At 32.5% G+C, this 11,638-nt stretch carries 12 protein-coding genes; 3 read left to right on the top strand and 9 right to left on the bottom strand.

Translation table 11 applies throughout. From position 1 onward, the window contains the following. The first annotated feature begins 6 nt into the window (after positions 1-6). The 3 genes from sufD to sufU are packed head-to-tail and all read left to right on the top strand — an operon-like array spanning position 7 to position 2,714. Entirely contained in the window at positions 7-1,071 is a 1,065-nt protein-coding gene (sufD, locus tag C3E89_RS04060; RefSeq protein ID WP_236911208.1) for a Fe-S cluster assembly protein SufD, read from the top strand. Further along, positions 1,067-2,296: a cysteine desulfurase gene (locus tag C3E89_RS04065; RefSeq protein ID WP_236913437.1), complete on the top strand. Its 1,230-nt coding sequence runs from the start codon at positions 1,067-1,069 to the stop codon at positions 2,294-2,296. Before sufD ends, C3E89_RS04065 begins: the two co-directional genes overlap by 5 nt. Further along, entirely contained in the window at positions 2,286-2,714 is a 429-nt protein-coding gene (sufU, locus tag C3E89_RS04070) for a Fe-S cluster assembly sulfur transfer protein SufU (RefSeq protein WP_236911209.1), read from the top strand. The genes C3E89_RS04065 and sufU overlap by 11 nt, the downstream gene beginning before the upstream one ends. Positions 2,715-3,542: 828 nt before the next feature. Here sufU and C3E89_RS04075 read toward each other — a convergent pair. The 9 genes from C3E89_RS04075 to C3E89_RS04115 form a co-directional block, all read right to left on the bottom strand. Continuing rightward, positions 3,543-4,022 (bottom strand): DUF6530 family protein, encoded by a 480-nt coding sequence (locus C3E89_RS04075; protein WP_236911210.1) that lies wholly within the window; start codon positions 4,020-4,022, stop codon positions 3,543-3,545. Between the two features lie 248 nt (positions 4,023-4,270). Next, positions 4,271-5,206 (bottom strand): hypothetical protein, encoded by a 936-nt coding sequence (locus C3E89_RS04080; RefSeq protein WP_236911211.1) that lies wholly within the window; start codon positions 5,204-5,206, stop codon positions 4,271-4,273. Between the two features lie 60 nt (positions 5,207-5,266). Beyond that, the gene (locus C3E89_RS04085; RefSeq protein WP_236911212.1) at positions 5,267-6,349 is read right to left on the bottom strand and encodes a phosphomevalonate kinase; all 1,083 of its coding nucleotides are present in this window, start codon (positions 6,347-6,349) and stop codon (positions 5,267-5,269) included. Between the two features lie 16 nt (positions 6,350-6,365). Next, entirely contained in the window at positions 6,366-7,337 is a 972-nt protein-coding gene (gene mvaD / locus C3E89_RS04090) for a diphosphomevalonate decarboxylase (RefSeq protein WP_236911213.1), read from the bottom strand. Then, the gene (gene mvk, locus C3E89_RS04095; RefSeq protein ID WP_236911214.1) at positions 7,334-8,278 is read right to left on the bottom strand and encodes a mevalonate kinase; all 945 of its coding nucleotides are present in this window, start codon (positions 8,276-8,278) and stop codon (positions 7,334-7,336) included. Before mvk ends, mvaD begins: the two co-directional genes overlap by 4 nt. A 23-nt stretch (positions 8,279-8,301) precedes the next feature. Beyond that, positions 8,302-9,660, bottom strand: a complete 1,359-nt coding sequence (locus tag C3E89_RS04100; RefSeq protein WP_236911215.1) for a tripartite tricarboxylate transporter permease — start codon at positions 9,658-9,660, stop codon at positions 8,302-8,304. Positions 9,661-9,675: 15 nt separating this feature from the next. Further along, positions 9,676-9,918 carry a hypothetical protein gene (locus C3E89_RS04105; RefSeq protein WP_236911216.1) on the bottom strand — a complete coding sequence of 81 codons (243 nt, stop codon included), beginning with the start codon at positions 9,916-9,918 and terminating at the stop codon, positions 9,676-9,678. Positions 9,919-10,012: 94 nt separating this feature from the next. Further along, on the bottom strand, positions 10,013-10,867 hold the full coding sequence (locus C3E89_RS04110; protein WP_236911217.1) for a deoxyribonuclease IV: 855 nt from the start codon (positions 10,865-10,867) through the stop codon (positions 10,013-10,015). A 40-nt stretch (positions 10,868-10,907) separates the two neighbouring features. Continuing rightward, on the bottom strand, positions 10,908-11,534 hold the full coding sequence (locus tag C3E89_RS04115; RefSeq protein WP_236911218.1) for an SOS response-associated peptidase: 627 nt from the start codon (positions 11,532-11,534) through the stop codon (positions 10,908-10,910). Positions 11,535-11,638: the final 104 nt, after the last annotated feature.

Raw genomic sequence — 11,638 nt, forward strand, 5'->3', positions numbered from 1 at the left:
GATAAAATGAAAATAATAGATAAAGAAAACTATATATTTCCTAATATAATAGATTATAAAAAAGATTATCTAAAATTGAAAACTAAACTCCCTAAAGGAGTAGTTCTAGAAAAGATCACCAAAGGTATTAATGAAATTATATTTGACTATCTAAATACTAAAGAATTTAATGGAGTAGGAGAAAAATTTACATCCCTTACAGAAGAATCCTATAATAGTGGAATTATATTCTATATTCCTAAGAATGTTAAAGTGGAAAGTCCTATTAAAATTGAGTTTAATATGGATGAAGAAAACCCTGTTGTTATAAATCAAAATATTATAGTGGCTGAAAAAGGAAGTGAAGGGACCATTATTATGGATTATACTTCTTCTGAAAAAGTAGAGGCTTTCCACAATGGCCTTACTAAAATTTACGCAAAAGAGAGCTCAATAATCAATATAATAAAAATCCAAAGAATGAATGATATATCCCATAATTTTGATTCAAATATTGCTATTGTAAAGGGACAAGGACGGGTAAATTGGATTTCTATCGAATTGGGTAGTGGCATTAGCAGTTCAAATTATTCAAATTTTTTAGAAGCTGAGGCTAGTGAAGCCAACCTTTACTCTATATATTTAGGAGATGGAAAGAGAAAAATAGATCTAGAATATTCCATGATCCATAAAGGTGCTAGAAGTATCAGTAATATTGAAACTAAAGGTGTCCTTATGGATCATGCTAGAAAGGTCTTCAAAGGAAATCTAGATTTTAAAAAAGGAGCTAGACTCTCTAAAGGGGTAGAAGAAGAATATGTAATACTATTGGACCCGACTGTGAAATCCAACTCAATTCCAGCTCTATTATGCCATGAAGATGACGTAGAGGGAGAACACGCTGCAAGTGCTGGACAAATTAATGAAAATAAACTTTTTTATCTTATGAGTAGAGGCTTAAAAGAAAAAGAAGCAAAAAAATTAATTGTTGAGGCCTCCTTTAGACCAATAATTGATAGAATTCCTTATAAAAATTATCGAAATATAGTAGTTGATGAAATTGAGAGGAGACTTATGGATGGTGAAAATTAATCCAGAAGAAATCAAAAATGATTTCCCAATATTTAACCAAAAAATTCATGGTAATAGACTAGTATATTTGGATAATGGGGCTACTACACAAAAGCCCCTTCAAGTTATTAAAGCTATGGATGAATATAATAATCTATCTCATGGTAATCCTCATAGAGGCGCCCATAAGCTAAGCATATCAGCAACAGAAGCCTATGATTTAGCTAAGAAAAAGGTTAAAAAATTTATAAATGCTAAATATATAGATGAAATTATCTTTACAAAAAATACTACTGAATCATTAAATTTGATTGCCTATTCCTATGGAAAGGAATTTATCAATGAGGGAGATGAAGTTGTATTGTCTATATCAGAACACCATAGCAATATACTTCCATGGCAAAGGATAGCAAAAGAGAAAAAAGCCATATTAAAATATATGTATTTAAATGAAGAAAGTAGACTTACTTTAGATGAAATAAAAAATAAAATTACAACAAAAACAAAAATAGTAAGTATCGCCCATATGTCTAACGCTCTAGGGACTATCTATCCAATTGAAGAAATAATAAATTATGCCCATAAAATGGGAGCTGTAGTTGTAGTAGATGGAGCTCAAAGTACTCCCCATATGAAAGTAGATGTTCAAAAAATCGATGCAGATTTTTTTGTTTTTTCTGCTCATAAAATGCTTGGTCCTATGGGAATTGGTGTATTATATGGGAAAAAAGAATTATTAGAAAAAATGCCTCCTTTTATGATGGGAGGAGATATGATAGAATACGTTTATGAACAAGAAGCTACCTTCGCTCCCCTACCTTACAAATTTGAAGCTGGAACCCAAAATGTAGAAGGGGCTGTAGGCCTTAAGGCAGCTATTGAATATTTAGAAAAAATTGGAATAGACAAAATTGAAGCACATGAGAAAATACTAACAGAATATGCCCTAGATAAAATGCTAAGACTTCCCTATATAAATATACAAGGACCTAAGGATTTAAACATGAGAGGTGGAATAATATCCTTCACTATAGATAACATCCACCCTCATGATATAGCAACTATACTAGACTCCTATGGAGTAGCAATTAGAGCAGGCCATCACTGTGCCCAACCCCTTATGAGGTATTTAGGCATCCCTGCTACTTCTAGAGTTAGCTTTTATATATATAATACAAAGGAAGATATAGATCAATTTATTGAAGGAATAAAAAACGTAAGGAAGTGGTTTGGCTATGGATCTTAATTCGATATATACTCAGCTTATTATGGAACATAATAGAAGTGGGCATAATAAAAAGCATCTCCAAAATCCTGATATTACAGAAAAAGGTCATAACCCTAGTTGTGGAGATGATATTACTTTAGAATTAAAACTTAATGGAAATATAATAGAAGATGCCTCCTTTACAGGTGTAGGCTGTGCTATATCACAAGCATCTACTTCTATGATGATAGATTTAATAAAGGGTATTACCATAGAAGAAGCATTAAATCTAGTAGAAACCTTCATAGGAATGATAAAAAAAGAAGTCACTGATGAAGCGAAATTAGAGACATTGGAAGATGCCATTGTCCTCCAGAATATTTCCAATATGCCTGCTAGGGTAAAATGTGCGGTATTAGCCTGGCATACATTGAAGGAAGCTATTACGAATTTATAATAATAACTCAAAAACAACACAGGGCTGTTCCCTGCATGCATTCTATGTAAAGAATGCACATATATATGGGCCGGCATAAAAACCGGCCCTACTGTTATTGTCTGATATTCATCTTAATATCTGGTTTCCATGTCAGCCCAATTCTCAGGCTGTTTTTTCGCTTAATCCTACTTAAAAGCAAACACTAATCGCTAATCCACTTTGTCATAATCATGCCTCATTTCTTGTTTAAATGAATTATATATATCAAATATAAGCATTTCCATTGTTTGTTTCTAAAGCTTTCATCCTATAATACTCTACCATAAAGTTCCTTGTTTTTGCTATATTCCTCTATGACCCTATCATCAAAAGTTGGTTCAAATGCATGTTTGAACATTTCATATGAGTTTACCTTTGCCTTTAACTTTAGGTTTTTATCCTTTCTAAGATTATTTCTAATTTGTTCTACTGCTAATTTTTCAGATTCTGAAAGATTAGTACTAAATTTGTTATTTAATCTATTTATTATATTGCTTATAAGATGCGTCTCTTCTCCGCTATAAAACTAGCAACTCCTCTACTTCTATTTTAATTAAATGGTATTAATAAAACTCCATATCTTTCTTAGACAATTTTTCTTCCATGCTTTTTCCATTCTTTCTGAAGCTCTTTGTTAGAGTAATTTCCAAAATCCAGCTGAAACTTTGTGCTCTTTATGGCACCCTTCAAATCTTGGGTTCCTTTAATGTAGCATTTATTGCTAAAATTAGATTTTATTATAAATATTCCCATATCTTACTTCATATTTTTATATAAAGTCTTAAGTTCTTTCCTTCTATTCATAAATTAATACCCCATTTCTTTTAATAAACGAGACAATACACGAAGTCGTTCTCCAATAATTTCTCCGTCCGTGCTAAGAACCTGAGAAAACAACTTGATATCTTCATCAATCATAGCATTTTCTTCACATACCGATACACTCATGGCATCTCCTTGCAAGCCAATACGGTCGATCAATGTATTGTCAGGATCGTATAACTTTGGAAAACGATATGCTTCTTGAAAATATAGAGTTGTTCTACAAATCAAAATAGCAAGATCAAGAACACGGTGCATAGGCAACTCCTCTGATTGACGAGACCATTTATCCCCAGTATGTCTCCATACTTTTGCTGAAATATCTACTTTTCCTCTATCATTCCATTGGGCAAGGCCTAGTGATAGTCCCTTAGCATCTGTATTATAAGACTTTCTTCCATCGACATTTTCATAATTCTCAGAAACAATGACTGGCTTATGTTTTAAAGTAGTTGGTATTTTCATCTTATTACCTCCATCTATATGATTAGTAGTTTAGTAAACTACTAATTACAGTATAGATAAACTTACCTACCATGTCAATATACAAATTTTGATTGTCATATGTCTTTGCTTCATAAATATAATGGGGCTGTTTCATAACTAATTAATTAGTTATGAAACAGCCCCAACCAGTCGATGTTTTGCTTACAGATTTTTAGTTTCCTTCCTTGCTCAAAGTAAACATGTATATATCATCATTTCTCCATACTTTAAGCCTGCTCTATAATATTTAATCTTTCGTTATTTAAATCTTCGATTGTACTGATGGTCTCATCAAGTTCTGCTTCCAATCTTCTCATTATGCTATTGACTTTATTTGTTGTATTCATTATCCTATCTTCTGCATCTCTTATTTTAGACTGAACTGTTAAGTCTGCAAATATTCCATCAAAGAAAAAATCTGCAAAAGTTAAAAATGAGCCTATTTCAATATTAACCTCCACTTTTCCACCAACATCTTCTAATTCTCTATGAAACCTTGAAAGCAATGACTGAGTTCTAGATATTTCTGCTTTAGCCTGATCTATCCTTGAGTGCTTAGCCATTGTTGCAATTATGCCTCCACCAATTATATCCCATGTTCCCCAGTTGCTTGCAGACTGTAGGCTTTTACTAATTTGCCTAAGTGAAATCAAAAGCTTTCTTCCAGCTGCAATTGCTTCTTCAATCTCCTTTTTCTTATCTATAAAAAAAGATTCTTCTTCTATTATTCTGTCCAATCTGTTTTCTATTTCAGCATCTGTTGATATGAGAAGTTTCTCTTTTTTATTTATTATAGTTCTATATTCACTTTCTAAATTACCTAACCTCCGTATATTCCCTTCTATCCTTTCAATATCATTTATTAAATTCTTAAGTTCTTCATTTACAGTATCAAGCTTTAGCTTTGCTGCAACGGCTTCTTTCTTTTCTTTTTCTAGCTTTTCAAGCTTTCTCCCAGTAATGGTATTAATAAAATTAGTAATAGATATTTTTTCAAGCTTTTCAACGTCTAGTTCTTCTTTTTTTAACTGTTCATAAAGCTCAGCTTTTTTTCTTTCTAAAACTCTTCTTTGTCCCTCTGCATTATCTAGCATTCTAAGAAGTCTTTCTTTTTCTCTCATGTCAGATTTTATCTTTAACAATTTTTCATTTAATTCTCTCATTAGAACCTCCTTACCAAGAGCTAAATTCATCGTTGATATTTGCAAAATTAAATTTCTCTACTATCTAGGTTTAAAACTTCTATCTCCATCATATACCTCCAATGGTAAATAAGTTATTCCTGCTTTTTTCCACTCATCTATCAATGGGAGCAAATACTTATCATTTTGAAAAACAGCGATACCACAATCTCCTCCACCAGCACCAGATGATTTTGCATAACCCTTGAATTTTAATGCTATATTGCATAATTTCGTTAATAAAGGTGTTTCTATAACGATACCTAAATTATTACCCATATTAACTAGGAGTTGTCGATTGACCTGTATTTGTTTTTGAATTTGCTTAACATTATTTTCTTTAAAAGCAATAATCATTTCATTTACACATTTTTTACTTTCATGCAGAAATTTTTCATAGGAGATACTATTTTCAGTTCGTTTATCATTAGCTTGAGCTACCAAATTAGAAGTACTAGCTGGAGCACCTGTCCAACCAATCGTTAATTTTAATCCTTCTGGAGGTGTCAAGGGTTCAATGGAAAGGCTTGGCCATGGTTTGTTTAATAATTGAGTAATTGTACTATCCTTAAGTTGTTCTAATACCCAATTTCTATCAAAGGTAGTGTAAGCAATCCAGCCCCCGTAAACACTGGCTGCAATATCACCACAGGAACCATTGCTATTTATAGCTAAATTAGCTAAGGCAGATAGTTTAAATAGCTCCTTATCTGATACTCCAAGTTCATAATGCTTAGATAAAGCCCTTATTGTAGCCACAATAATGGCAGCACTAGAACCCAATCCATATTTTTTTCCTTCATTAGTTTCTAATTGACTAGCTACTTCTAAACGATAATAGTCTAATTCTTTACCTTGCTCTTTGGCATAGGTTTCAACAATATTAATAGCAGATATTATATAAGAGAAACGGCTATCAGTTTTATCTAAGATCAGTTTACCATTTTCCCTTGACCAGAATCTGGGTAAATTGCCATAGGAACTAATACTCCCCCGTTCCAACATTTCTTCTAATAAAACCACAATTCCCCTATCAACTGCTACTAAAATTGCTGGATAACCTGGTTCAACTACCGCATATTCGCCAGCAATAAATAATTTGCCTGGTGCATAAGTTCTAATCATATTTGTACATCTCCTTCTAAAGAATAGTAACTCCTGGGCCTGGTCCAGTCACAATTATTTGTTCGCTTTCAAATACTTGTTTTAATCTTTCCCTTATTATATGACTTTCCGATAGCTTACAAAGTATTTTAACATTAGGTCCTGCATCCATAGTAAAATAACAGAGAATACCTTCTTCTCTTAATTCACGTACTATTTGCATTACTGTAACACTATCTGGTTCCCAATAGGATAATGGTGGATTGGCCCCTAACATGGTAGCATGCATTTTTAGGCTATTCCTTTCAGCAATCAACCCCATTTGTTCAAAATCTCGTTTACTAATTGCAATTTTAATCTGTTTTAAATCTTCTTCTGCGCTTTCCACCCAACTAGTATAAAAAGGTGAAGTTTCAACTGTCAGTTTCATCCCTTCACGACTGGAAATCAATTTTTCCTTTGCATTTACTATTACAACAACCATTCCAATATCCCATTTAGCATCATCTATAGGAACAGCATAGGAATCTTTCTCTGATATTCCTCTTCTCCATTCCACGAGACCACCATAAATACTCCTTGTTGCACTACCAGAACCTTGTCTTGCATATATTGACAATTCCTTATTATCTAGATTCAATCCACTGGCCACATTTGCAGCAGCTGCTAATGCAGCAAATCCAGAAGCAGATGAAGCCAGTCCAGCAGCAGTAGGTACATAATTAGTACTTTTCACCACTGCTGGCGACTTAATTCCTGTAGAATTACGGAACAAATCTAAAAAATCACTTATTTTTTTGGTGCCAGCTTCATCTTGGATCTTATCGTTCAAATAAAAATAATCTTTTTCAATTTCATCATTAAAATTTACCTCTGTTTCTGTATAAAAACAATCCAAAGTTAGGGAAAGGCTGCTATTCATTGGTAGTACCAACTCATCATCTCTCTTTCCCCAGTATTTGATTAAAGCAATATTCGCATGAGCCCTGGCTTTTCCCTTGACTATCACAGCAAATCAACTCCCATATTATATATCCAGGTGTCTTTAGCCCCGTTGCATAGTAATTTACTAGAAATAAATCTAGCCTGCTGTTGGGTAGCAGCTAAAGCTATCATACAACCACCACGACCACCACCAGTTAATTTAGCGCCTAAAGCCCCATTCTCTACGGCTACAGAAACTAAATAATTTAGTGTTTCATTACTGACATCTAATTTATCCAATAGAGTATGGGCTTTACTCATAGTTTTACCAAGAGATACTATATCATTTATTTTAATTGAAGTTTTTGCATTATCAGTTAAAATACCTAGTTGTTTTATTATATTTTCTCCTTCTTTAGGATTAAATTCTATTAATTTTTTAACGCTAGCAACAGCAGCTTGGGTTTGACCAAGTTCTCCAGTATCTGCAACTATTAAATAAGCATCCAATTTAAAGGGAAATGGAACAAAGGCCTTCCCCTTAATGTAATAGAGGGGAGTTTCCCCTATAATGATTGCAGTGTCTATACCGCTTGGATTTCCATGGACTATTTTTTCAGAGATATTTGACCATTTTAGCAAATCCTGGTCTATTAATGGCTTATCAAAAAAATCATATAAAGCCCGAACTGTTGCAACTGCTACTGCAGCACTAGAGCCCATTCCTCGTTCTGGTGGAATAGAGCTTATAATTTTTATGTCAAAATCTTCTAATTCTTCATTGAAACTATTTACTATTTCCTTGATAATAGTAGTTAAACCAGACAACCTTTCTGGTGCATTATGAAATAAACCTTTATAAAAAAAACAATCCAATGTTATAGGGCCTTTTTTTCTATTAATAATAGTTTGTATTTTTGTTTCCGGAAAGGGTATGGCTAAAGCTGGCTGTCCATATACAACAGCATGCTCCCCAATTAGAATTATTTTACCTATAGCAGTTCCTATTGTAGTTTTGTTTTCCATATTATACTCCTTCTTCATAAGTCTTAAAATAAAATAATCTTTTCTACTATCCAAGGGGCTGCATATAAAGTCATAAACTGTATTCCATAACTAACCCCTAATTTGTTCAATGTACCACAAGTGATGCCTATTAGTAATACCCCAAAAATATTTATTAGTCCTGCATCCATATATGCTAATAAAAGAATAAATGAAATAAATAGACCTAAAATTGCTTCATGAGGTATTTTTCTTAGGACAAAGGTTGAAATTCTACCAGCAAATCTATTAGTAATATAATAAGTTATCGTTACTGCAATTACTGCACCAATTAATATAGCAACAATAAATTCCCATTTATCTAATATATGGTGTAAATTGTTTTCAACTGTAAAAACAGGGGGAGCATTAAATAACGCCCCACCTGGTCCAATGGCAGTTGGTGATAAAGGAAGTCCTATAGCCATTAAAGGAATGATGATCCCTGAAAGATAAGTTGCTTGACCTAAAGCACTCATAGTGGTAATGGCTGTTGTCGCCTTACTTGTAGGATCTTTCATCCTGTTTGCAACTGCCTCTCCAAATAAAATAGTCAATCCTACAGGACTAAGTACGAATAAAAAGTTTACAATTAAAGCTGAAATAGATGCATTTTTTATTTCTTCTTTCGTTAGTATTTTAAAGGGATTTAGTGTTTTACTTCCTCTGGCCTCACTCGGTATTACTATTCTTTTCACATCTTCAGCTACCATAGATTGTCGTTTTGTTTTGTTCAAAAGTGTAAATAAAGAAACGATTAAAGGACCGATTGTAATACCAAGGAAGAAAGATGTTGTAATATTTACGTCTCCTGGCACAATCCCTATTCCCCAGTATAAATGTCTTAATCCCATAAACAATAATGCCAATGGCATAATGCTAAGTATAGATAGTATTTTGTTTTTACCAATTAAGGATAAAAATATTGCCCCCAAAAAGAACAATAGCGGTGCAAAAATCTTTATTTTCTCTCCATAAGGAGCTAAAATATTTGCAAGAATTAAAGCAATAGGAATTGATATAACTGTTCCAATTAAAGATCCTACTGCCATCTTCTTGATGACTATTGCTGACATTCCCTTTTCTTTCAAGAACAAAGAATGTTCTAACATTGGGCTAGACATTACACCACCTGGTAAACCTACCAATGCTGTTGGTATGGCATTGATTAAATTCAAAGTAACAATTGCAGCAATAAAGAATGTTAACACAATTATAGGCGGTGTGCCAGCCAAAACCACCGTTAAAGTTATAGGCATTAGTACCGATGTTTCATCTGTCCCAGGAATAAACCCAATAATTGTATATATAAATACAGCGACCAAAGCTGTTAAAATCATTTGAATAATAAGTATTGTATTCATAGCTAATAGTTCTCCTTATTTATCTTTGGTTTCTTCTTCCAGAAGAATGATGCGCTTTGGCTTGATTAATAAAGTGGATATAGCAAAACCCAAAACTGCACCTACTAAACCAAAAAATAGTTGTTTTGTTTGATTATTAGATGGTGCTAGAAAATAAGCACCCATAGTTGTAGTCCCAGAAATAATTATAGATATTACTAGAGATTTAATTTCAACTATATCTCCCCAAATTTCTATCATTAGTTTATCTTTTCTCATAATCATATCTCCTTTATGATAATATAACTATCATTATAACATATATAATAAATTAACGTTTGATAATAATTTGATAATAAGAAATGTTATTTTTCTAATTCCTAAGTTTTTTTAATAGCTCTATTTCTTTTTTATATCCTTCTAGCTCATTGGGAGTCTCTAAGTAAAACGGTAAATCCCTTAAATCTGGATGGTTAATAATATTTTCAATAGCTTCAAACCCTATAGTACCCTCACCTATTTTAGCATGTCTATCCTTTTTACTATCGAATTCCATCATACTGTCATTTAAGTGGATAGCTTTCAATTTTTCTAACCCAATTATGGTATCAAATTCTTCTAATACTCCATTTAAATCATTAACAATATCGTAACCAGCTGAGTAAATATGACAGGTATCAAGGCAGACCCCTACCAATTCATTATACTTTACTCCATCTATTATTGCTTTAATTTCTTCAAAATCACGTCCTATTTCCGTCCCTTTTCCAGACATAGTTTCTAATAAAAGCATTGTGGTTTCATTTCCTCTAATTATTTCATTTAATGCATCTGTGATCCTCTGGACTCCATACTTGGCCCCTTTCCCTACATGATTCCCTGGATGAAAATTGAAATAGGGTATAGAAATCTCGTTTAACCTTTCATAGTCTTCCTTCAATATTCCCTTGGCCATTCCATAAATTCTATCCTTATGAGACCCTAAATTAATAATATATGGAGCATGGGCAAGTAAAGGCCCAAAATCATTTTCCTTTAATACTTTTTTCATTCCTTCTATATCTTCCATATCCAATTCTTTAGAAGATGAACCTCTAGGATTTCTACTAAAAAACTGAAAAACATTAGCTCCTACTTCCAAAGCCAATTCTGCTGCTTTCTTATAACCTTTAGCAATAGTCAAATGACAACCAATATACATTAAATCATCCTTTCTTCTATATATCATATACTGACCTTAATTTGAATAAATTTATCTTAAAAACTTCTCAAAACATCCTTAATTGTTGATAGCTTTCATCTTCAGCTCTTTCAACAATAAGTTTGTTGTCCCTGTTATCCTTTAATACCTCTTTTAAAACTTCCACAGAAGTGCTGTTCTTTAACCAGGTATTTACCATATCATTCTTTATTAAAAGAGGCATTCTTGAATGTATAGTTTTCATATTCCCATTAGCTTCAGTAGTTATTATAACAAAGATTAACTGTTTGTTTGAATCTTCATCAATAGAAACTTTGTAAATGCCTCCAAGCAAAATCAAACTACTATCTTGTAAACTTATTTTATGCTTAACCTTATTTCTATGTCCTTCATCCTTCCACTCGTAAAAAAGATTAGCAGGTATAATACATCTTCCACTATAAAAAGCATTCTTAAACATAGGTTTGTCCATTATAGTCTCTGCTCTTCCATTAATAACAAGTCCCTTTTTATCGCCATAAGGAAATCCCCATTGTGCTAATGTAATAGTCCTTTCCTTTTTTTCGAATATAATAGGTGCTTTTTGTGAAGGATAATAGTCCCCTTTATCAAACCCATCAATTTCCCTTATATATATTCTATAAGTCCTTATTATCTCTTCAATACTACTATCAAGCAAAAATCTTCCACACATATATTTACCCCCTAGTATAATAATGTCATAGTCAATAAAGACTATGCAGTTAAAACTTTTCTAAAAATCTCATTTCTTTATTCAGTAACTGAAGAAGATATTCA

This window comes from Clostridium sp. Cult1 (assembly GCF_021655095.1).
Taxonomy (GTDB): Bacteria; Bacillota; Clostridia; order Tissierellales; family Tepidimicrobiaceae; genus Schnuerera.

Bases quoted from the DNA above. Each gene is read 5' to 3' on its own strand.
- sufD (WP_236911208.1), top strand. From the start codon at position 7: ATGAAAATAATAGATAAAGAAAACTATATATTTCCTAATATAATAGAT.
- sufU (WP_236911209.1), top strand. From the start codon at position 2,286: ATGGATCTTAATTCGATATATACTCAGCTTATTATGGAACATAATAGA.
- C3E89_RS04075 (WP_236911210.1), bottom strand. From the start codon at position 4,022: ATGAAAATACCAACTACTTTAAAACATAAGCCAGTCATTGTTTCTGAG.
- C3E89_RS04080 (WP_236911211.1), bottom strand. From the start codon at position 5,206: ATGAGAGAATTAAATGAAAAATTGTTAAAGATAAAATCTGACATGAGA.
- C3E89_RS04085 (WP_236911212.1), bottom strand. From the start codon at position 6,349: ATGATTAGAACTTATGCACCAGGCAAATTATTTATTGCTGGCGAATAT.
- mvk (WP_236911214.1), bottom strand. From the start codon at position 8,278: ATGGAAAACAAAACTACAATAGGAACTGCTATAGGTAAAATAATTCTA.
- C3E89_RS04100 (WP_236911215.1), bottom strand. From the start codon at position 9,660: ATGAATACAATACTTATTATTCAAATGATTTTAACAGCTTTGGTCGCT.
- C3E89_RS04105 (WP_236911216.1), bottom strand. From the start codon at position 9,918: ATGAGAAAAGATAAACTAATGATAGAAATTTGGGGAGATATAGTTGAA.
- C3E89_RS04110 (WP_236911217.1), bottom strand. From the start codon at position 10,867: ATGATATATAGAAGAAAGGATGATTTAATGTATATTGGTTGTCATTTG.
- C3E89_RS04115 (WP_236911218.1), bottom strand. From the start codon at position 11,534: ATGTGTGGAAGATTTTTGCTTGATAGTAGTATTGAAGAGATAATAAGG.